The 22881-nt window shown below is 60.5% G+C and carries 15 protein-coding genes; 3 read left to right on the top strand and 12 right to left on the bottom strand.

What is annotated here, in order from left to right:
• Positions 1-4: 4 nt before the first annotated feature.
• From NKJ89_RS22360 to NKJ89_RS22345, 4 genes are all read right to left on the bottom strand, one after another.
• Positions 5-670 carry a hypothetical protein gene (locus NKJ89_RS22360; protein WP_352605659.1) on the bottom strand — a complete coding sequence of 222 codons (666 nt, stop codon included), beginning with the start codon at positions 668-670 and terminating at the stop codon, positions 5-7.
• 713 nt (positions 671-1383) lie between these two features.
• Entirely contained in the window at positions 1384-2064 is a 681-nt protein-coding gene (locus NKJ89_RS22355) for a redoxin domain-containing protein (protein WP_023762157.1), read from the bottom strand.
• An 18-nt stretch (positions 2065-2082) separates the two neighbouring features.
• Positions 2083-5382, bottom strand: coding sequence for an ATP-binding protein (locus NKJ89_RS22350; protein WP_352605657.1), 3300 nt, complete (start codon positions 5380-5382; stop codon positions 2083-2085).
• Positions 5383-5842: 460 nt separating this feature from the next.
• A complete protein-coding gene (locus NKJ89_RS22345) occupies positions 5843-8191 on the bottom strand; it encodes a mechanosensitive ion channel family protein (RefSeq protein ID WP_352605655.1) in 2349 nt (782 codons plus the stop codon).
• Positions 8192-8444: 253 nt separating this feature from the next.
• Between NKJ89_RS22345 and NKJ89_RS22340 the strand changes: the two genes are divergently transcribed.
• Together NKJ89_RS22340 and NKJ89_RS22335 are read left to right on the top strand one after the other, a co-directional pair.
• Complete coding sequence (locus NKJ89_RS22340) at positions 8445-8687, top strand: glycosyltransferase family A protein (protein WP_023762160.1); 243 nt, start codon at positions 8445-8447, stop codon at positions 8685-8687.
• A 6-nt stretch (positions 8688-8693) separates the two neighbouring features.
• Complete coding sequence (locus NKJ89_RS22335) at positions 8694-11654, top strand: glycosyltransferase (RefSeq protein WP_352605653.1); 2961 nt, start codon at positions 8694-8696, stop codon at positions 11652-11654.
• Positions 11655-11729: 75 nt separating this feature from the next.
• On the opposite strand, the gene NKJ89_RS22330 is transcribed toward NKJ89_RS22335, so the two are convergent.
• The 3 genes from NKJ89_RS22330 to NKJ89_RS22320 all read right to left on the bottom strand — a co-directional run bounded on the left by NKJ89_RS22330 (position 11730) and on the right by NKJ89_RS22320 (position 14538).
• Positions 11730-13115, bottom strand: coding sequence for a hypothetical protein (locus NKJ89_RS22330; protein ID WP_352605651.1), 1386 nt, complete (start codon positions 13113-13115; stop codon positions 11730-11732).
• The gene (locus NKJ89_RS22325) at positions 13115-13639 is read right to left on the bottom strand and encodes a GNAT family N-acetyltransferase (RefSeq protein ID WP_352605650.1); all 525 of its coding nucleotides are present in this window, start codon (positions 13637-13639) and stop codon (positions 13115-13117) included. Before NKJ89_RS22325 ends, NKJ89_RS22330 begins: the two co-directional genes overlap by 1 nt.
• Positions 13640-13713: 74 nt before the next feature.
• Positions 13714-14538 carry a hypothetical protein gene (locus NKJ89_RS22320; RefSeq protein ID WP_352605648.1) on the bottom strand — a complete coding sequence of 275 codons (825 nt, stop codon included), beginning with the start codon at positions 14536-14538 and terminating at the stop codon, positions 13714-13716.
• A 204-nt stretch (positions 14539-14742) separates the two neighbouring features.
• On the opposite strand from NKJ89_RS22320, the gene NKJ89_RS22315 reads away from it, so the two are divergent.
• Complete coding sequence (locus NKJ89_RS22315; RefSeq protein ID WP_023762165.1) at positions 14743-16158, top strand: adenylate/guanylate cyclase domain-containing protein; 1416 nt, start codon at positions 14743-14745, stop codon at positions 16156-16158.
• 36 nt (positions 16159-16194) lie between these two features.
• On the opposite strand, the gene NKJ89_RS22310 is transcribed toward NKJ89_RS22315, so the two are convergent.
• The 5 genes from NKJ89_RS22310 to NKJ89_RS22290 form a co-directional block, all read right to left on the bottom strand.
• The gene (locus NKJ89_RS22310; protein WP_023762166.1) at positions 16195-16674 is read right to left on the bottom strand and encodes a class I SAM-dependent methyltransferase; all 480 of its coding nucleotides are present in this window, start codon (positions 16672-16674) and stop codon (positions 16195-16197) included.
• A 174-nt stretch (positions 16675-16848) separates the two neighbouring features.
• Positions 16849-18030 carry an ABC transporter permease gene (locus tag NKJ89_RS22305; protein ID WP_352605646.1) on the bottom strand — a complete coding sequence of 394 codons (1182 nt, stop codon included), beginning with the start codon at positions 18028-18030 and terminating at the stop codon, positions 16849-16851.
• Positions 18027-19025, bottom strand: coding sequence for an ABC transporter permease (locus tag NKJ89_RS22300; protein WP_023767396.1), 999 nt, complete (start codon positions 19023-19025; stop codon positions 18027-18029). The genes NKJ89_RS22305 and NKJ89_RS22300 overlap by 4 nt, the downstream gene beginning before the upstream one ends.
• A gap of 2 nt (positions 19026-19027) precedes the next feature.
• Positions 19028-20926, bottom strand: a complete 1899-nt coding sequence (locus tag NKJ89_RS22295) for an ABC transporter substrate-binding protein (protein WP_352605644.1) — start codon at positions 20924-20926, stop codon at positions 19028-19030.
• Positions 20923-22818, bottom strand: coding sequence for an ABC transporter ATP-binding protein (locus tag NKJ89_RS22290; RefSeq protein ID WP_023762170.1), 1896 nt, complete (start codon positions 22816-22818; stop codon positions 20923-20925). Before NKJ89_RS22290 ends, NKJ89_RS22295 begins: the two co-directional genes overlap by 4 nt.
• Positions 22819-22881: the final 63 nt, after the last annotated feature.

Below are 22881 nucleotides of genomic sequence, written 5' to 3'. Positions count from 1 at the left end.
CCCATCAACTCACTTTCCAGCTACGGTCCGAGTTGCTCTTGCTGCCGACCGGGTCCTGATTCAGACATTTTGCAACCTCGACAAACAGGCCAGCCAGAAGATTTCGGTCGGTCTTGACGTTGCTGAGGTCGGCAAACATTTTCTCTATCAGCAACTGAACGCCTTCATTCTTCTGCTTGATTTCCTCACGCAGCAAATGATCGTTTCGATTTATCCGGTCCGCAACGTCGCGCTCAAGCTCGCTCAATTGGTCCGACAACGCGCGCACCTGCTTTTCAAGTGCCTGGTTTTGCTCGCGAAGGTTCCGGTCGATCTCCTTGTCGGCATCGGCTCGTGAATCTTTTTCGTTCCGCAATTGCCCCGCAAGCGAATCGACCTGCTTCTTTGCATTTGACTCGTACATTTCGAGATTGCGCTTGGCTTCCGATTCGACATCCTTGAAGCGCTGCAAGACCCGTTCTTCAAGCTTGGAAAAGCGGCGGTCATAGTCCTGCATCTGGTTGCCGAACAGCAGATCGCGTATCTTGTCGACACCTACAGCGTCGCCCGAGGCCCCGCCCTCGCGAGCCTGGCCCACCGCGAAGTTCAGCCCGTTTCCCTCTGCATTACCGATCAGGTTTCCGTCCACTTTATTTGCCGAAGAAGCGGCATTCGAAGATTCCTTAGCCATCCAGACGCCCCATTGACCAGAACAAAACTTGAAAACGCGAAATCATGTCAGACAAATACCAGGTCTGCAAGCCGGAATCCCTTGGCGCAATCCGATTCGTGCGTCTCTTGTTCGTCTTTTGGGCAATGCACAACCTACGATTGAGTTCGCCCTTGGTACCTATTTTTGACAACGGAAATAGCCGGCAAATCCAATTGACCACTCGGCAATCTACGCCGAAATGAGTAGTGATACGTTATATGAAATGAGGTCGAGATGAATTGCGACTAACCTATGGCTTCATTGAAATTCTATGAGCGCTTGCCTTAAGGCCCGTCTTCAAGGCTTTTTCGCCTAGCTCTAATTCGCCCCGATCTTGACAGAGCTGTGCTGCAGTTCGGCACGCATCGCGCGATCGACGGTCTGTCGAGCTCTGAGCTTGCCGCCGAACTCCTGCGCTCTCTTGTAGTTATTGAAAAGTGGACCCAACCACGTTCGCGGGCACCCTTCTCTGTCACCGACCGACGGCTTGGCAGGCTAAGGAGTGCGGCTATCGAACCGGCTTCGGCAGCAGACATGGGTCGGCGGACCGTGCGGGGCATGACGTTCCTGCCGCAGGCACCACAACGATGCTGCGTGCAGACCTCGGTGTCGGCGATGCAAATGTCTATCGCATCATGCGGGGATAGACGCGATTGCGTGCGCATCGCCGCAACTTACTCCTGCAAGGGTCTCTATTGGGCGACTTGGGACACTGCTGACATCAACTCCTGCGGGTTTGGCGCCCCAAACATGTATCGCCCACCCTCAGGAACCTCCGTGAAGCTCCACCGGACGATCCCCTGCCGGTCCAGCAGGAATTGACCTATCAATTGTCCGTGTCCCGTTGCCATCATCTGCTCGTCGGCTTCGGTCACTTCGTAATTGTCCTTCTTGCCGAGGAATTCGCTGGCCGCAAAAGGATCCATGGGACCGGGCAACTCGCCTGGTAAGTCGACCCGCATATCCTTCGCCATTGCCATCGAGACCTTGTACGGCCAGTTCGTCTCGTTTTCGGTGAATTCGAGATTGGGCAGTCCAAAAGCACGATGTGAAGCGCGTTCAGGGTCGGAGGCCGCAAGCAGATTTGGCATCGGGTGGTAGCGGAAATAGAGACGCGCCCGTTCGATCGGCGTGTTGACCACCGTCAGGCTCTGCACGCCCTTTTCACGCAGTTCCGGATCAAGCCGCGCCTGGGCGGCGATATGGCGCCGGCAAAACGCACAATGCAGACCTCGAAACAGGCCAACAAGGACCGGTTTATGCCCGCGAAAGTCGTCAAGCGCGATCTTGCCTTCCTGGGAAATGGCGTCGAGTACCACGTTTGGCGCCCGGTCGCCCGGTTGAAGCGGTACCAAGTCACTGCGCGCGGACATTTCAACCTCCAACCCCGGCTAATCGAGAAAAGGCAGCACCACAAGCGTCTCCGGGTCGAGCCCGTGCTGGGCGCATACACCCTGCGCCAAGGAAAAGTAGCGTTCGGCCTCGGCCAGATTGTCGAGGTCGAGATTAAGCGTTGCAAGACCATCATAGCACGGAAACAGCAGTTGGGGTTCGGCCGTTTCGCGGGCTACCTCCAGTGCTTCGTTGAACAAGCCAACCGCCAGTTCCGGACGGCCGTTGCACTGGTGGATCTGCCCAAGCACGATCAACGGCACCGGCAGGTGCTCGCGCTGGTCGAGTGCCCGGTCGATCTCGATGGCCTTCTCGGCAGCAGGCACGCCCTCCGTTGGACAGCGATCCGTGAAGGTACAACAAGCGACCGCCAAATTGGCGAGGAGGCGCGCCTGGAAGCCCAGATCACCAATATGGCGCGCCACTTCAAGACCGCGCCGACAGACCTCCATCGCCCGTGCCGGATCGATGGTCGTGTAAAGCACGCCGAGATTGGTGTAGCCGCGGCAGGCCGCGCCCAGCAGACCGGCGGCTTCGGCCAATTCAATGCTACGCTCAACCTGACGCACGGCTTCACGGTTTCGCCCAAGACGAGCCAACGCCACAGCCTTGGTATTGAGTGCCTCGGCGGTCACAAGAGTGGCACCACGCCCCACCTCGGAGACATGTTCCGTCGTCAGGGTGCCTACGCAATCCAGCGCTGCGTCTGCCCATTTTGCCGCGAGAGCATGATCTCCGCTACGGAATGCCTGTCGGCCACGTTCTTGCCAGAGATGCGCCTGCTCGACCGGGGCATCCGCTCCATCGAGGAGCGCTGCCGCTTCAGCATAGCGGGATTCTGCGTGGTCCCGCTTGCCGACGTCCCAGAGCAGCCGGCCGATCTTACGCAAAACTCGCGCCGAAGCGACACGATCGCCTGACTCGCGGTATGCCTGCAACACCGTGTCGTAGTGGCTGTGCGCGATCTCGCGGTGGCCTGCCGGGCCGCTCAGATCGGCAATGCACTCTTGAATTGCCAGTTTGAGCGGTGTTTGCCCGACCGCGCCCAACGCAGTCAGGGCTCGCTCGTAGAGACGAAGGGCGTCATCGTTGGCGTATATCATTCGAGCGCGATCGCCCGCTGCCTGCAGGTAATGCGCACCCTTCTCCCGTTCGGCGCTCTGTGCGAAATGATGACCGAGCACTGTCAAATCCTCGAGTCGTTCCGGCTTGTCGCCGCACATTTGCTCCAAGGCAGCGCCGACCCGCCCGTGAATGTCGGTGCGGCGTTGCAGGAGCAGATTCTGGTAGATCACGTCCTGCAGCAACGTTTGCGTAAAGCGGTAGCTTTGCGACGAGACCGAGCCTGATCCGGCAACTTCCTCGATGATTTCCGCATCGCATAGTATTTCGCAGGCGGCTTCTAGCCGGCCGGGGTCGGCTGTCACGGTTTTCAGAAGTGTGGCATCGAAGCGCGGGCCGATTACCGCGGCTTCCTGGGCCAATCGGCGCACCTCTTGGGGCAGCCGGTCGACGCGAGCAAGCAACATTGCCTGGATAGTGGCGGGAATGCCGGTTGCGACTTCGCCTGCCACAGTCCGCCATCGCTGGCCCTCGCGCATCAGTACACCGCGATCGATAAGGCCGCGAACGATCTCCTCTAGAAAAAGGGGGTTGCCGCCCGCGCGCTCGAGGATTTGCTCGAGAAGCCCGCCTGCAGAGTTTACCCAGCTCTCGCCGAAAAGCGCCGCCAGCAGGCTGCGGCCGTCATTCCTGTTAAGCGGCGAAAGTCTCAGCGCTGTGTGACTGACCCGACTTGAGTCGAGCTGGCCGCTGTCCGGCGCCGGACGATGGGTGACCAGCAACATCAACCGCGTGCGTTCCAACCTGTCCATCACGAAACGTAGCGCCTCAAGCGACACAGCGTCGGCCCAGTGCAGGTCTTCGACGACAATCAACAGCGGTGACAGCGCAAGCCGCCGTTCGATGATCGTGCGGACTGCGTAGAGAATTTGCCGCCGCAACTGCTCGGGCTCGACATGCTGCAACGTGGCTTCGGGGTCGCCAAGGCCAAGCACATGGTAGAGCAGAGGCATCAATCGCTTTGCCTCGTCGCCCTGCAGGCCGAGATCGGTAAGCAAGGCTGCGAGCTTCTCCCGCATTTCGTCCCCATTGTCGTTTTGCATCATCCCGGCAGCGCTGCGCACCACCGCACCCAAGGCGCCAAATGATTGTTCGCCCAGCGGTGAGCAGGTGGCCTGCCGCACAGCGACGTTGCGAAAACGATCCTCATCGCCGACGCGGGCGACGAACTCCTTCACCAGCCGCGATTTCCCGATACCGGCTTCTCCGACGAGGCGCACAAGTTGGGCCGAGCCGCCACACGCCTGGTCAAGGCTCGCCAGCATTCTGTTGAGCTCCGCACCACGACCTATTATCGGCGCGCTGAGGCCGAGCGCGTCGAGCCCACGCGCTGCACGCGGCGCCGCTAGCGGGGCATCGAGTCGATGGACGAGCACACTGCCAGCCTTGCCGCGAAGCACGACATCACCCAGCGGCTCGTAAGAGAAGGCATGCCGCGTCAGCCTGTGAGTGAGCTCGCCTACCAGCACCTCACCCGGCGCGGCGAGCGATTGCAGGCGTTGCGCCGTATTCACCGTGTCGCCGGTAACCGAATAGGATTTGGCGGTGCCGATGCCCAATCCGCCAGTAACAACCGGACCCGTGTTAATGCCGATGTGGAGTAACAGAGGCGAGCCAGAGTGGGAGGTGCCTTCGCCCAACCGCGCCGTGCGGGCGATCATGTCAAGAGCGGCGCGAAGCGCACGCTCCGGATCGTCCTCATGCGCGACCGGCGCACCGAACAAAGCGAGCAGTGCATCGCCGATGAATTTGTCGACGAAACCACCAAAGTTTCGGACGGCCGCGGTCAATTCCTTGAACAGTTCGTTCTGCAGCGCTTGCATGACCTCGGGGTCGAGTTGCTCACTGAGTGTCGTGAAGCCGCAAAGGTCGGCGAACAGGACCGTTACCGTCCGGCGATCGGCGTCAGAGACGGGATGCAGCCCTTCTTCGCGTTCGATGTTCGCAAGAAGCGACGGAGTCCGAGAAGGCGGCACAATGGTCTGGCTTGGTGTCGGAGCAGGCCGTTCGACGGCTTTTGCGGACGCACCGACGCTTGCCCCACATTTCGGACAGAACTCGAAATCAGGTGCGCAGGGATAGCCGCAACTGGCGCAAAGCACGGGCTGGCGCCTACCACACCGCGGACAGAAAGCGTAACCGCTCTCAACCTCGAAACCGCAGCCTGAGCAGTCCATAGAACAAGACCTCGCTAGGGGCCGTGACGGTGCGATCTAGCTACGCACTTCACGGCCAGGGTATCACAAGGATGAACCGATAGCCGTCGACCAGCAAGCGGCAGTGCAAAATGGGCATCGAGCGATCGGTGCGGTCCTGGGGCAGAGCGCTGCCGGTCCGGACGGCGCCGTGGCCATCGTTGCGAAAGTTCCCTCTTGCCACCTGCTAGCGTTGAGATGAGGAGACGCGTGATCAAGGCCACTCATCCTGACTTTCAATATCGACCGCCATAACGGCAAGATCGCTGCCGTACCGGCATATAGAGTTTGACGCAAAGGCCACGTCACTGCCGGCAGCTGTCAGAGTATAGTCGGGATCGGCGAGGCTCGTTACGCTTTTTTCGGCTTAAACAGTTGAAGATAGAAGGCGATCCCTGCCATGGGCGATGCGCGCAAGCCGCCGGTAGGTGTCACAGTCTTCCTACTCCGTTGTGCTGGCTTTTTTCCTGCGCCGATTGGTGTGCGACTGCGCGACAGCCATTTGCAACTCGGGTGTGACCTCCAATGGCGCATTCTCTGCCTCATGTGGGGTCTGCAGCCCCTGGATCTGGACGGTCGGGAATGGGAGCTCGATGCCCTGTTCCTTGAAGACTTGGCGCAGGCGCACATAGAATTTGCGTTTCATACCGAAGGCGCCTCCCGGTCTGGTCATGGCCTTGACCCTCAACACGATGCCGTATTCGCCGAACTCCTGCACGCCCTGCATCTTGATTGGGTCGAGCACCCAGTTTTTGAACTCCGGGTCTTCCGCCAGTTCGAGGCCGATGCGCTTGATCAGCTTGCGAGCGAAGTCGATATCGGTGTCATAGCCAACGGTGATGTTGAATTTGTCGATAACCCAGTCACGGCTCTGGTTCTGGACTGCCCCGAGTTCACCGAAAGGTATCGTGAACAGCGGGCCACGATGGTGGCGCAGCTTCACCGAGCGCAGCGAAAAACTTTCCACCGTCCCCTTGTAATTGCCCGAGGAAATATATTCGCCGACACGAAACGCATCATCGAGCAGAAAAAACACGCCTGAAATGACGTCCTTGACGACGGTTTGTGCGCCAAAGCCCACCGCGACGCCGACGACGCCAGCGCCAGCGATCAGCGGGCCGATCTGGATACCCATGGAGGCGAGCATCATCAGCACCGCCATCACAACGATCAATGCGAGCAGCATGTTCTGGAGGATTGGCAAGAGCGTGTTCAGCCGCGCCTGCTGCGGATCGAGGATCGGGACGTCCTCGTCGCTGATCACAGGGTGCGGTACTTCGATGCCCAGCTTCCGTTCGATCAAAGCCTTGATGATCGACCAGCCGAAATCGGCTGCGAGGGCAATGACCACGACATTGATCAAGCCTCGCAAAATGAACATCGTCGTCGTATCGCTGTCGCGCATCGATTGCATGTTCAGACCCCAGACGCCCGCGAGAAAGTAAGCCGCCGCCAGGATCAAAATCATCCGGATTCCGCGATCGATGACAGCGATCGTCACCGCCGGGATCGTAGGCCGGCCGACATCTTCCGAACCCGGCCGCAGCACGAAATTAACCCCGCGCTGTGTCAGCACTATCGTGAAAGGCAGGAAGAATGCGGCGAAGGTAAACCAGAAGTATATATAGAGCCCGGCTACACGCTGCAGGAACAGGACGACGAAATAAGCAGTCAACAACCATGTCACTTCCGTGTGACCGCTGTGGCGCACACCGTCTCGCTGCGTTCGTGGCCGACGCCAGATGGCAAGCAGCAACAGCAGCAGCAGCACGAAATCGGCGCCCAGTGACAGGACCATCATTCCGTCCTGATCGATGCCGAGACCCGGCAAGAGGATAAACGCGGCGCCGAAAAAGGCGAAGACGCCGACGATCCTGGGCAGCCAATAGGACCAATGGTCCGCCACTACGTTGGTGATCGGCAAACCCCGAACCTCGACGGCGTTCTCGACGTTCATGAAGGAAGGGACGAGCATGGCCATGACGTACATGCGCACACCCCATGTCAGGACCGCCGCCATCAGGAATGTCAATACAATCTCGCGGATAAGCATCGGCCAGTCGAACAACATAAACGCGCCGGCGCTGCCCAGTGCGAAAGAGACAATCAGCATGCTGGAATAAAGCGCGCGACCACCAATCTTCTTGGCTCGCCCGATTGGCGTATCCTTCGGTTGCGCGATAATCCAAAGACGAAATGGACGTGTGACTTTATACGTTGCCCAAGTGAGCGCCAGGCCGGCAGCAATGAACATCGCAATCAGCATAAATACGCTTGCGGACCCCTTGCTGGACATGTCCTGCATCGTCTCTGCGCGTACGCGCGCGAACTGGCCTGGCAGCAGGGGCAAGGTTCGCACGATTCGTTCGATATGGTGCCTGACCCGATCGAGCGTCGAGGATGCCATCGTATTCATCTGGCTCGGTGCGGCCACGGCGCCGGACGATGCGTCGGTCGGCGAAGCCCCTGCCTCGGCAGGCGTGCCCGTCGATCCGGCGTCCTGATTTCTTTGTTCAGCCACCCAGGCCTTCACTGTTGGATCGTCGAGAAGCTCGAACAGCTGTTTGACCCTTTCAGGCGGGACGGTCGCCGGCGCCTGCGCCTGCGCCTGTGCCTGGCCAGCCAACAAGAGGGCGATCCCAAAGACGAGCGGCCTGGCAACCAGGACCAGCATCGCCGTCAGGTACCCGAGACGCTGCGCCGGGCGCGCCAGGTTCGTGGCTCCCGATCGTCCAATCATGAGTGGCACCGTGCTGTTAACCTTCTGGTCAAAATCGACAAGCGACGACATTATGTCCGTTGTTGCCCTACCTTGGAGAAACAGATGTTGAGGTGCAAGACTTCATCGTTGCGAGCTAGACCGACGCCCGGCACCAGGATCCCAAGCCTATACCACGAGGGCATGAGCGCTTGCCATTCAGCCCTGTCTTCAAGCGTTTTTGCCTGCCCTAATTCGCCCCGATCTTGACAGAGCGGTGCTGCCATCCGATGCCGTCATCCGTTTTTGACATTCGCCGACTGTTGCCGAAGAAAACGAAAGCTCGATGATCCAGGACAATGCTACTGCGGCCGGTGTGGTCTCGATTTTCGATGCCGAGCAAACCATCGGCGCAACGCTTGCCAGCATCCGCCGGCAGACCTACCACGTACTGGGCATAGTCGCGGTAGAAGAGGGGTCGACGGACGGATCGGCGTTGAACAGCGTCCCTGACGACCGCTTCCTTTGGCAGGCAATCGCCGGCTATGTCTCCGGACTTTTGTTCTGCCTTCGAACCAGGCGCGGGTAAGACGGCGTGGCGCATAATCCTTTGGTTTCAATCGTGGTTCCTGCGCACAATGCGGAGGTGACGCTGGCGCGCGCACTCGATTGCCTTCTCGATCAGGAAATATTGGATTGGGAGGCAATCATCATCGACGACGCCTCCACGGACAGCACCCCTGCCATCATCGCCGGTTATGTGGAGCACGATGCCCGATTTCGGACGTTGAGGTCTTGCGCGTATAGCGCCGCCGGCGCGCGCAACAGCGGGATTTCGACAGCGCGCGGCCACTGGCTCATGTTTCTGGATGCTGACGATTGGGTGGATGCCAGCTTCCTTGCAAAAATGCTGGCCGCACTGAAAACCGCGCCCGATGCAGTGGCCGCCTATTGCGGCTCTCGGCGCGTGATGCCCGATGGCGAACTCACCCCTTCGAGCATTTCAACGGAGGTTGCGATCCAGCCCTTCGAAACATTCGCCCGCCGGTGTGCCATTCGCACTCACGCGCTTCTGGTCGACCGTGAGACAATTGTCGAGTTGGGCGGTTTCGATGTGTCGCTGCGCACCTGCGAGGACTGGGATCTGTGGCAGCGCCTCGCACGTCTAGGCAAAAATTGGGTGATGGTCGACGAGCCGCTCGCTTTCTATCGGATCAGCCCCAACGCGCTCTCCCGCAATTCGACACAGATGATGCTAGATGCGGAAATCGTGATCGCCCGCGGCTTTTCTGCTGATCCCAGGGTCAAACACCCAGCACCGGCACACGCCAATGGAGCGATCTCGGCGAACGGCAGCACCGCTTCCGAAGCACTCGCGTGGTTCGCGTTGTGGAACGCCGCGTCGGATTGCGGCCGCGGCTGGCACTCGATCAACCCGCAGTCCCTGCGCGCGCTCCCGGCAGGACGTAAGTGGGCGCGTGAGATCGCCACGGTGGTCTTCGATGGCCTTATGGTTGGAAGCCTTTCGGTGCCAGCGCAATTGGCTGCCAGTTGGGACAGGTTCGGCGGCTCCCTCACCGAGTTGATCATCGAACTCGGCAAGGTCTGGGACAATCCCGGCGCCGCTCGCCGCGTCCAGTATCACCTTGAGCAAATGCTTCTCGACGTCGACGATCTTGCCGCGCCGCGCAGACTGGCGCGGACACTCGGAATTCGTGTCGACGCTCGAAATCCGACCTCGATCGACCTTCCGGAAGGTATCGATCAAATCTACGCCTATCTGATGATCGATGGCCAGATCGAGGCTGTCGTGCAGTTCGGCGTACTCGGGACAGTGACCGGGGATCATTGGATTGGATTGATCCTGGATATCGTGCCCCCTGAGCGGATTGTAGACAGTGCCGCAAGGCTTTCGAGACGATCGCCTGTACGACAAAAGGGCGCTGGTGCCGACACGTCAAACGCGCTTGCAGCCGAGGCATTGTTGTCCGCAGGCGAACGTCGGCTCGATCCGGACAGCCACTTCGGCAAACTCGCCCAATTGGCCGCTGAAGCGCGGGAGCTGGTTCGATCAAGCGCCGAACCTGCACCACCTCCTGCAACGCCGCGCCGAGCACGGACCGCGGACAGGAGTGATCGCACGGCGTTCTGGAACAGCTATTTCGCGACCGAGGACCCGTGGAAGTACGGCTCGCTCTATGAGCAGGAAAAATATCAGCGGCAGCTCGAAATCCTGCCTGCTGGTCCCATCGGACGGGCGGTTGAGCTGGCCTGCGCGGAGGGCCACTTCACACGGCAGCTGGCGCCGCGTGTGGGCCATCTGACTGCAACTGACATCTCCGCCATAGCCATCGAGCGGGCCCGTGCGCGATGCAGCGATCAGCCGAACATTGAATTCGGTGTACTGGATTTCTCCGCCGACGCGCTGCCGGATGAGATGGATCTGATCTTCTGTTCGGAGGTGCTCTACTACCTGGATGATCTCACCGAGTTGCAGCGCATCGCCAAAAAATTCGCTGGGGCGTTGGCGCCTGGCGGCAGTTTCATCAGCGCACACGCATTCGTGCTGCGTGACAATGTTGAAAGGACGGGCTTCGACTGGAACACATTCGGTGCGCAAGCGATCTCGGAGACGCTGGCGGCGACCGAAGGCCTCGTCCTTGAGCAATCGATCCAGACCGAGCTCTACCGCATAGACCGCTTCCGCCGCCTGTCGCCGGACGATGTGGCGACGGAACCGGTGATCGATCATGTGCCAATCCGCGCGCCCATCGAAATCGGCGTCGCGCGAAATATCGTCTGGGGCGGGGCGCGGGCCTTGCGCCGCGACGTCGCCCGTAGCGAGCGGCGGCAGCGTGTCCCTGTCCTGATGTATCACAGCGTCGCCGATGATGGCCCGGCCGCGCTCGCCCGTTTTCGGCTCACGCCCGCAGCATTCGCCAGCCAGATGGCGTGGCTGCGCGCAAATGGCTTTCACGCGATTGGGTCCGAGCAGTTGGAACAGTCCATCGCCAACCGTCACCCTTTCGTTGGCCGCCCGGTGCTCATCACCTTCGACGACGGCTTCCAGAACTTTGCCGACCATGCCTGGCCGATCTTGCGCGCCAACGACCTGACCGCGGAAGTGTTCCTGGTGACGGATCTGGTGGGCGAAAGTGCAAAGTGGGACGCCGATATCGGTCCGCCGACGCGGCTTATGGACGCCGGGACGGTGCGACGCCTCTCCGCCGAAGGTGCGTTTTTCGGAAGCCATCTGGCGACGCATCGCGCGATCGATGGCCTGTCGAGCTGTGACCTGGCCGCCGAGCTCCTGCGCTCTCGTATGTTCATCGAACGGTGGACTGGTCGGCCAACCACGGCGTTCGCGGCACCCTTCTCCGTCACCGACCGACGGCTCGGACGGCTTGCCAAGGAGTGCGGTTATCGGATCGGCTTCGGCGGCAGACACGGGCCGGCGGATCTCGATTGCGATCCCATCGACCTTCCACGCATCGAGATTCGCGGGGATCGCTCGCTCGATGACTTTGTTGCCATTGTCGAGGCGGTGCTCGAATGAAGCAGTCGGTCGCTCACCGATAGTCGCCGTCACTTACCGTTGTGCACGAACCTGGAAAGAGGCCTTAAGTGAGGCTCAGGTCCCCTTGATCACTGCTTGGCCGATCTTGCGCCATCGGACGTTTTCGCGAACCAATCTCAGGTCGCCGGTCGTCTCAGCAAATGTGCGCGATCGGTATTGCCGGAGCAGGTCCGGGAAGAGCGCCCCTTCCGGCAGGCCGGCAAGCTGCTCGCGGACCGAAATCTTTTCGTCGATGACCCGCATGCCCCAGGCATTTTCCCGGACCTGCAGCTCCGCAGCCAAATCGCGCTCTTCCGGCGCGTTTTCGTCCAGCGCAGCCAGCAGAATCGAGTGGAAAAGCGCTACATAGCCAATCTGTCTCAGGCCGCCCACAACCCGGACGCGCGGCAATATGGCAAGGACGAGGAACGTCAGGAACAAGTTCGGCAGCAGCACGCCGTCCAACAGCGCCTGCCTGAGATGCGGCCGCTCGAACGGGATGGAAAGACCATGCGGCCTGTCAGGCTCGATCAGACGCCCGTTATCGAGGACGAGCTTGCGCACGCGCTCCTCGCGGATGCCCCAGAAATAGGCCGTGGCATTAGGCAGGAATCTGCCAAACGGGCTCGATTCGGCCTCTTGCAAGGCACGTTCGAGACGCTGGCGCCTTGCGGGCTCAATGAGCAGCCTGGAAAGAAGGCTGCCGTCATTTTCTAGATGCCGCGCCATGGCAGAAGCGGCGAGCCGATCATCGATGAAAACCGGCAGGGCCATGCCGGAACGATCCCAATCGGCGACCAGATCCTCGTTGAGGGCTGTCAGCGCGTCTGCGGCGGTTCCAAACACCTTGTCCTGGCTGGCAAGCAATGTGCCCAGCCAGCGGCTGGCATCCGTTTCATCGCCCACTGCCTCGAGCGCGCGCTTGTTGAGGGAGACGGGACCGGCCACGCAGGCGCTTTTGCGGCACAGTTTGTGGCGTCCCATGCCAAACAGGTTGACCTTGTCGTCGCCGACGTCGAGCCATCCCGGCCCCTCCCGGCCAATTGTCTCCATGGTCATCGTCGTTCCCATGAAACCGAAGAAGGCCGACAGCCCGTTTTCGACCGCGCCGAGCCAGGCAAGCAGGAGGGCATCGAAGGTGATCCTGTCCATCAGAAGCAGGCAATGCAGGCCGGACTGAATCACCGGTCTGTCCTCGAACTCTTCGAGGGCCTTGCCGATCTCTTCAGGCTGCATGATCACGCCAAGGCGCTGATGCAGGACTTCGCGCAGGATCGAGCGGGCAGCGATCGCCGGGGCCGATGCAGGCCTTGCCACCGGCCGCCACAGATGGCGGGCGTAATCGGAAACCGGTGCATTCCAGTTCTGCTCGATGTCACGCACGACTTCCGGGCAGAGCAGCGACAGCACAGCCAGAATTTCCGCCGGAGGCGTAGGGGTTGGATCAAAGACGGCGGTCATCAGAACCGCAGCCGTGCCATGCTCAGGAGGTCGTGGTACTGCCCGTCGGTAAAACCGGCCTTCACATGCCGGCCTTCGACCTCGAAGCCGTGGCTTTTGTAGAGGCGGATGGCTGGTTCGTTGTCGGCATAGACGGTCAACTCGACCCGCTTCAGGGCCCGCCAGTTGTCGGCCACGTCGAGCAACGCGCCAAGTATGGCAGAGCCGATGCCCTTGCCGACAAAGGCATCGTCAAGGCCGATATTGATCTCGCCGATATGCGAACGGCGCGGCGAACCCTGCACGACCAGGCTGCCATGGCCGACGACCTTGCCGTCCAACTCCGCAACGATCCAGGTGGTTTCCTGGCCGGACTTGGCGATGCGCCGCTCCACCTGCTCGACCATCTCGAAGGGCATCCTGAGTGTGCCCCAGCGGAAGCCCGGCATGTTGAAGATAGCGCAAAGCGCCTCCGCATCGCTTGGCCGGACGGATCGGAGCTGCGGCTGGATTTTGTCGGAAGATGGCGAGGTCGTACTGGTCATGGCGTTCCCGGCGAAGGCAATCGGCCCGGCACGATGCACCGGACGTCATCTGGAAATCCAGCCTTCTCTGCAACCTATGATGCCGATTGCGAGCCAAAATGCCGGGAGGCGGCGTAGAGTTTGAAGGCGCCGCTGATCCCGATCCAGCCGAAAAGGGCGAGCCAGAACAATGTCCCGGTCGCCGTCCAGTCGATCCGGTGCACCGCCGCGTCGGTGATGACGAGGCCAAGGATGGCAAGCAGGCCAACCAGAAACTGCGCCAAGCCGAGCACCAGCAGTTCCTCGCGCGGCGCGCTTTTCCAGACGAGATATGTGCCGCCCGCACCGGCGAGGAAGATGGCGCTGTAGACCTGAGCGTGGAAGGCATCGACCGGCCATGGCCAGATGCTGTTGAATGTCAGGGGAAACAGCAACAGGCCGACGCCATAGAGCCCGAGGACCGCCGATTCCACCCCCATGTAGCCGCGCCATGCGGGGTTTAAGATCACGCCTTTTGCAGAAGGACGGGCCCTTGCCCGCCACAGGAACAGCCCGGATACCGCGACCGAAGCAAGATAGACCAAAAACCAGAGCCAGGGCGCTTTGCGCTCGAAGTTGAAATAGCCGAGATTGATGAACGAAGCCACCGAGACGACGACGGTGAAGATGAAGGCCATGACGAGTACGAGCCTGCCGGGCGACCAGCGATTCCAGAACAGCAGCGCCGCCATCACGACCATTTCGGCGGTGTAGAAGCCGCCGAGAAAGCGGGCATTGAACGGCGTGACGGCCCAAGGCCAGCGCGGCTTGACTAGCACAGGCGCAAAAAACAGGCCAGCGCCCACGATCAGGACGATGATGACCGCCGCGGAGAACAGGCGCAGGGCCGCGGGAAATGGCGGGTTGTTGGATGTCGGCATGGGAGAAAGCCCCAAAGATGAATGCCCGTGAACCACCATAGTGCCGCTTGCCGCCGATGAAAATCCGCCGAATGGAAATTGAACTGCCACCAGGGCTTATCCATTCGATAGCCGTACGGTCCGTTTCGAAGTAAGATTGAGCACTTGGACCAAAGACCGGTCCGGTCAACACGCCCCGAGGGCGCATTTTCCGGAGCCTGCACGATGAACGAAGCTCAGGATCTGTTCTCGCTTCTGCGGCAATCGACCGATGTCGATCCACTGGCAATCGACGCGATCAAGCGGACCATCTCGGAGGGCAAGGACCGCGAACTTTGCCGCATCAATGCGCCAGCCTTCGCCAGCAAGCATGGCCTCGACGAGGAGCGGACCATAGGCGCCTTTCTCCACGCGGCGCGGGTGGGCATCTTCGACATTTCCTGGAATGTTCTGTGCCCCGGCTGTGGCGGCGTGCTCGACACCAACGCCACGCTGAAAACCCTGCAGAAGGACGAATACACCTGCGCGCTGTGCTCCGAGGGCTATTCGCCGACTCTCGACGAGATGGTCGAGGTGACATTCACCGTGAGTCCCCGCGTGCGCAGGATTGCCGCCCACAATCCACACGAACTGCCGATGGTGGAATATTTCAGCCAAATCTACTGGGCGTCCGGCGTTGATCTGCCGGAAGAAGATTTCGCGAAGACGATCGAAGCGTTCTCGCTGGAGGATATAGAACTTGCGCCCGGTGAAAAGGCGGTTCTGCCCATACAGCTTCCGTCCGAATTCATCATCGTCTTCGAGCCGGTCACCCATTCAGCGCAGTTCATCGACGTGAAGGGCGAACCGACAAAGGAGCGCCGAAGCCTCTCTTTGGTCTTCGACCGCGACCATGTCCAAAACCAGACGCTGGAGATGCAGCCCGGCCCGTTGCGCATTTCGCTGGAAAACAGGACCGACACCCGCGTGCTGCCGACGGTCTTCATCGCCGGCCAGGCATTGCATGATCTGCTGGGCAAACGCCGGCCCTTCCTCACCGCCAAGCGCCTGCTCACCAACCAGACGTTTCGCGATCTCTATCGCACGGATACGCTCGACATCAACCAGCGCCTGAAGATCACCAGCCTGACCTTCCTGTTCACCGACCTGCGCGGATCGACCGCGCTTTACGAGCGGGTGGGCGACCTTTCCGCCTTCGATCTCGTGCGCGCGCATTTCCAGGTTCTGCACGAGATCGTCGCCGCGGAGGCAGGCGCGGTGGTGAAGACGATCGGTGATGCAGTGATGGCGACCTTCGCGACGCCTGATCGTGCGATTGCCGCTGCCCTCAGGATGCGCGATGCCATGCGTGCACTCAACGACCAGAGCGGGCGCGAGGATCTGCTGCTCAAGATCGGCATCCATGCCGGCCCCTGCATCGCCGTGTCCATGAACGAGCGACAGGACTATTTCGGCCAGACGGTCAACATTGCTTCGCGGGTCCAGAACCTTGCCAACGCACAGGCGATCTTCGCCACCCGTGCGGTGGTCGACGACAATCTCACCGCCGATCTGTTGCGCAGGAACGCGCTGACGCCCGTGCCCCACGAGGTTTCGCTGCGCGGCATCGAGCGAGAGATAGCAGTATATACGATCCCCTGAAGATTGGGCCCTGAAGACTTGGGTCATCTCGGCCCCTCACACGCGTCTAGCGATAAAATAACGATCGGCGGGTACCGAAGGGGGCGGCGGGAGGCGTTGCAACTGTGGGTGATCGAGCGGCGTGCCACTGACCGCGATGCCGCCGACGCGAAGCAGGCGCGCGGTCAGATCGGGTAGCCAGGTAGAAGTCACTGCATCGCGATCTTCATAGCCGGTGCCAAGGTCGGCATGAACCAGAGCGGCGTCGATGCCAATGAACCTGCTCGCCGTCTCGCGTATTTCGCCGAGCACGAGATTTTCAGCTTCGGGAATTGAGCTGGAATGGGCGGCGAGTGCGCGGTCGAATGCGACGATCCGGCGCCCGGGCAGGCGCTCGCGCAGATGGTGGAACGTCCGTCCATTGCCGAGGCCGAGCTCGATCACGGGGCCCTCGATCTTCGCCACCTCCGCGCAGACTTGATCGAGAATGTCGCGCTGTGCGGTCATCCTGCGGATGAAACTCTCGAGGCGACTCATATGCGTTTGTGTGTCCTGAACCAGCTCAAGAGATCGGTAATGACCGCGATTAAAACCCGATCGAGCCTCGTCGCATATAGAGGCCAACGATGAACACTGCAACAACCGAACAGGCTGCCGACGAGGATCGTACCGGGTGGACTTGGCGGCCCGGCGCGCGCCGGAATAGCGACGTCATTTGTATGGGTCTGCGGCGTCCCGCAAGCCGTCGCCGAGGAAGTTGAACGCCAAGATGACGAGAACGACGGGGAGCATCGGCAAAAGCAGCCATGGATAGAACGCGATGACGCTAACGCTACGCGCCTCGGTTAGCAGGATGCCCCAGCTGGTTGTCGGTGGCCGCAGGCCGAGCCCGAGGAAGCTCAGCGCCGTCTCGCCCAGGATCATGCCGGGTATGGAGATCGTCGCCGTCGCGATCAGATGCGACATGAAGCCGGGAATGAGGTGCCGCCGGATAATGCGGCTGCTGTTGGCACCCATCAATTGCGCTGCCAGAACGTAATCCTCCTCGCGCAAGGCTAGAAGCTTTGAACGCACGGCCCGCGCCAGTCCGGTCCAGTGGAGCAGCCCGAGGATGACGGTGATGCCGAAGTAGATCAGGATCGGACTCCAGGTTATCGGCATGATCGCCGCCAGAGCCAGCCATAGCGGAATACTGGGGATCGATTGCAGAACTTCGATTATCCGTTGAACGATAAGGTCGAAGATACCGCCGTGATAGCCGGCCAGTCCACCTATGATGATGCCGAGCAGGAAGCTGAAACTGATGCCGACAAGGCCGATTGTCAGTGAAATACGTGCGCCATAGATGATGCGCGAGAGCACATCGCGCCCCAGCCTGTCAGTGCCGGCCAGAAAAAGCTGGCCGTTTTCAGCAGGGCAGACAAAATGCCTGTCACCTTCGATCAGGCCCCAGAACCGGTAACTGTCGCCCTTGCAGAAGAAACGGATCCGCTGAACATCATCCGGCTTATCGATGTAGTTCCGCTTGAGCGTATCCATGTCCAGCGTCATCTGGCGGCCATAGACGAACGGCCCGACGAGTTGGCCGTTGTGGAACAGGTGCACCCGCTGCGGCGGCGAATAGATGTAGTCCATGTTGCGCGTGTGCAGATTGTAGGGCGCCAGGAACTCGCAGATCAGTATCCCGAAATAGAGCGCTGCCAGGAATATGCCGGATACAAGGGCGAGCCGGTGCCGTCGGAATTTCCACCACATCAGGCGCAACTGCGACGCCTGAAAGACCTTCGACTGCTCCGCCGTCATCGCCTCGACCGATTGCAGGTCAAAGGGCGCGATGGAGACGTAGTGTTGCAGTGGGGCACCCGGAGCGGGCAGCGGCGATTGCGTGTTCATTTTGTGCTGCCGCCCTGCAAACGAATTCGCGGATCAAGGAGCGCGAGCGCCAAGTCGGAAATCAGGACGCCGATGACCGTCAGGAAGGCGAGGAACATCAGGAACGACCCCGCCAGATACATATCCTGGCTTTGCAGCGCTCTGATCAGCATCGGCCCGGTCGTTTCCAAAGACAGCACTATCGCGGTGATTTCGGCACCGGAGATGATGGCCGGCAGGATAGAGCCGATGTCGGAAATGAAGAAATTGAGCGCCATGCGCAGCGGATATTTGACGAGCGCCCTGAAGGGATGAAGGCCTTTGGCGCGCGCGGTCACGACATATTGCTTGTGAAGCTCATCGAGCAGATTGGCGCGCAGCCGCCGGATCATGCTTGCCGTGCCGCCGGTGCCGATGATCAAGACCGGGATCCAGAGATGGGCGAGGATCGACTTCGCCTTGGCCCAGCTCATCGGCTCACTGAGATATTGCGGGTCCATGAGATGGCCGATGGAGGTGCCGAACCAGATATTGGCGAAATACATCAGGATCAGCGCCAGCATGAAATTCGGAATGGCAAGGCCGAGAAGGCCGAAGAGAGTAAGGCCGTAGTCGCCCCAACTGTACTGATGCGTGGCGGAGTACATGCCGATCGGAAAGGCGATGAGCCAGGTGAATATGATCGTGACGAAGGAAACCAGCACGGTCAGCCACATTCGGTCCCCGACGACGTCGCGAACCGGCAACTCATACTCGAAGGAATAGCCGAAATCGCCGTGCAGCATCCCGCCGACCCAGTAGAAGTAGCGAATGACCGGCGGCTGGTCGAAACCATATTCCTTCCGCATCATTTGGATGCGATCGGAATCCACCGCTTCGCCCTGAGCCCGAAGCTCGGAGACATAGCTGTCGAAATAGTCGCCTGGGGGAAGTTCGATGATCGTGAACACCAGCGCCGATATGATCAGCAGCGTTGGAACCATCACAGCGATGCGCCAGACAATATATCGAAACACGCTCAGGACTCTCCAAGCCAGAATGTATCCGGCATGTAGACACCGAAATAGGCGGTCGGGTCATAGCCGTAGAGCGCCTTGTCAGGCAGATTGCGCAGTCGTGAGGACGCCAGAACCGGCTGATGTGTTCCGTTCACCGTGCCGATCGAAAACACCTGATCGGTGTAGATCGACAGCATTGAATTCCAGATTTCGGCGCGCTCCGCGGCATCGGTCGATGCGTTCCAGCGCTTGAGTAAAGCCACCAACTCGACCACTTCAGGAAGATCGGGCGCCTCACCCATCTCGCCATGGGACAGATAGTAAGCACCCCAGAGCGGCCATTGCAGCTGGTCGTCGATGGTGGGGGCCAACTGGTACGGGTTCATGTCGGGGGTCGGCACGCCATTGTCGATGCCCGACCACATCGACATCATGATCTGGCCGCCAAGCGCGCGGCTGCGGAAGATGTCGCGCTGGGAAGTCCGTACGAACAGGGCGATGCCTATCTGGCGCCAGTGATCGGTGATGAGTTCGAGCGCGTCGGTTTCCAACGTGCTTTCGCCGGCCGTTTCCACTATGATCTGCGCCGGGCGTCCATCGGGAAGTATCCGCAGGCCATCATCGTCGCGCGCCTGAAGCCCGACCTCGTCGAGCAGGGCGTTGGCCTGGTCGGGATCATGGGCGACCCAGGCCTTCGCGAATTCCGGCCGGTAGAGCGGGCTCTCCGGCAGGACCGTATCTGCACTTTCCTGTGCCAATCCGTAGAACACGGCCAGATTGATCTCGCGCCTGTCCACAGCGAGCGACAGTGCGCGGCGCACGCGCACGTCACGAAAAAGGCCACGCCACACCTGATCGGCACAATTCAGATTGGGCAGCAGCGCCAGCCGCGAACCCTGAGTGCGTTTCCAGAGATGCATCTTCACCGGGTAGCGCTTCTCCGTATCCTTCAGGAAGGAGTAATCGGCGAAGTCAATTCCCATGGCTTGCAGGTCGCTCTCGCCCGCACCGGTCTTGGCGGAAATGATGGCCGACGAGCTGACGTTCAAGACAATCCGGTCAACATAGGGCAGTTGCCGGCCATTCTCGTCTGTCCGATGGAAGAACGGGTTTCGCTCGAAGATGAACTGCTCAGCCGGCGGTTTGGTCCGGTTCTGCCAGGGATCGAGCGTCGGCAGCTCCGGGTTCTCCGGGCGATACTGCCGCGACATGCGGATATGCAGGAGCGTCCATTTCTGGACCCGGTTCTCCGTCATGAGGCCGGCGAGCCGGAATGGATCCTGGTATTTCTTGTGGAACTGCTTGAGATAGGCGGCCGGCAGGACAAGCGATAGCGGCGAGGCGGCAGCGAGCTTGGGCAGGAAGTCGGGATTTGGCGCCTCCCAACTGTAGCGGACCGTCAACGGGTCGACGATCTCGAAACGTGGCGGCTTGCCATCCGCCAGCAGGCCCGGGGCAAGGCCGCCTTGCGAAAGCTCATCGTTCAGCCAGACATCTTCCCAGCAATAGCGAAAGTCCTCCGGCGTCAACAGGCTGCCGTCAGACCATTTATGTCCTTCCCGCATCTTGAAAGTGAAGACGCGATCATGGACTACGTCGAAACTTTCGAGAATGTCGGGTTGCATGTTAAGCTTTTCGTCATAGCCGACCAGGCGAGCATACCCATAGATCGTCATCATCCGGATGTCTTTCTGGCTGCCGATGATCGTGCGCAGCGTGCCGCCATACTGGCCGGGCTGCCGGCCCATCGCAGCGAGATTCAACACGCGCGGGCTCTTGGGCAGGCGCTCAGTGAGTCCCGGCAGCGCCCTGGCCTTCAGCTGCGGCAGAAAAAATTCCGGCTCCAGGTCGCCTGCGTGCAACGTGCCCGGCAGAAATGCCGAAGTCATGAGCCCAAGGACGGTGCGCCGGCTGATCAAGGGCGTAGCTCGCTGACATCGGCCGAACGTCGGGCCAGCACGAGGTGGCCGCCGCCAAGATCGAGCGGCGACAGCATACCCTCGTCGCCCTCGTCGCGGAATTGCGGTCCCCATGCGCTGGTGTCGGAGGCGCCGCTGAGCTTCAACGTCTTGAAATCCATCGGCCTGTCGAGATCGGGAAAAGGTACTGCGGCGACCAGTGAGCGCGTGTAGGGGTGGACCGGTTTCCTAAGCAGAATTTCGCGCGGGGCAAGCTCGACGATACGCCCGCCGCACATCACTGCGATGCGGTCTGCCATGTAGTCCACCACCGCCAGGTTGTGGGATATGAATAGGTAGGTCAGGCCCAGTTCCTTCTGCAGGTCCTTCAAGAGGTTCAGGATCTGCGCCTGGACAGAGACATCGAGCGCCGAAACCGGCTCGTCGCAGATCAGGAGTTCAGGCCCCAGCGCCAACGCGCGCGCGATGCCGATACGCTGACGCTGCCCGCCGGAGAAACTGTGCGGATATCGCTTGATGAAGCGCGGATCGAGCCCGATTGCCTGCATAAGGCTCTTGACCGTGGCTAGTCGGGATGCGGCATTGCCCCGTTGATGGATTTCCAACGGCTCGCTCAAGATGTTCTCCACCGTCATGCGAGGTGAAAGCGACGAAACCGGATCCTGGAAGACCATCTGGATTTTCGCTCGCAGCAGGCGCAGGGCGTCTCCCTTGCCTTCCAAGACGTCGATCGGTCCATCGCGGCCGTTGAAGATCACAGAGCCACCGCTGGGGGTGACAGCCCGCATGAGGATCTTGCTGACGGTGGTTTTGCCGGAGCCGCTTTCGCCGACCAGACCCAGGCACTCACCCCGCCTGATATCGAAGCTCACGCCGTCTACGGCGCGAACAGAGGTTTGATGATCCCCGCCGAACCATCCGGACTTGCGGATGGTGAATGTCTTTTCCAGATCCCTGACCGATAGCAGGATGTCGTCCGGCCCCTTCGATGCCGGCGCCGTCTGTTTGCCGAGCAGGTTCCCGACATTCACAGGCACCTCGCGGAGCGCCTTTAGCCTTTCACCAGGCTTCAGGTCGAAATGCGGAACGGCTGCCATCAGGCCCCTCAGGTAAGGGTGACCTGGCCGGCGGAATATCGCCTCGACAGGCCCCGCTTCCATGATCTCGCCATGGTAGATAACCACAACCTCGTCGGCGACATTGGCGACCACGCCGAGGTCGTGCGTGATCAGCAGCATCGCCATGTTCAGCTTGCTCTGAAGCCCGCGCAGCAATTGCAGGATTTGCGCCTGGATGGTGACGTCCAACGCCGTCGTCGGCTCGTCGGCGATCAACAGGGCGGGCCGGCAGATAAGCGCCATGGCGATCATGGCGCGCTGACGCAGTCCTCCCGAAAGTTCAAACGGATACATGTCATAGGCGCGCTTGGGATTGGGAAAGCCGACAAGGCTGAGCATTTCCTCGGTCCGCGCCTTGCGCTCTGCCCGAGGCAGGGGCGTATGAATCTGCAGGGATTCGCTGACCTGGTTGCCGATCGTGTGCAGCGGCGACAGCGATATCATCGGCTCCTGAAAAATCTTGCCGATGCGGCTGCCTCTCAACGCCCGGATTTCGGGTCCATCACGCGGCATCTGCAGGATATCCTGCGTCGTGCCAGGCTTTTCAGGATCGGAAAATAGGATACGGCCACGAACATGGGCTGTGTTCGGCAAAATGCCCATCACTGCCTGGCTAAGAACCGATTTTCCGGAACCGGACTCGCCCACAAGCGCGGTAACCTTGCCGGGCAGGACGCGAAGATTTGCACGCCTGACGGCATGCAACGGTCCCCCGACAATGGCAAAAGAGATGCCAACATCTTCGACCCGCAGTAGATCAACACCCGAATTCATTCTCACACCAGCCCCACCCTGGCGGCCTGCCGAGCGGCAGGCCCAGAAAGCGAGACTAGCGCA

The sequence above is a fragment of the Mesorhizobium sp. M0047 genome (genome assembly GCF_040323315.1).
GTDB lineage: Bacteria > Pseudomonadota > Alphaproteobacteria > Rhizobiales > Rhizobiaceae > Mesorhizobium.
This window is presented reverse-complemented; position numbering and strand designations above follow the sequence as displayed.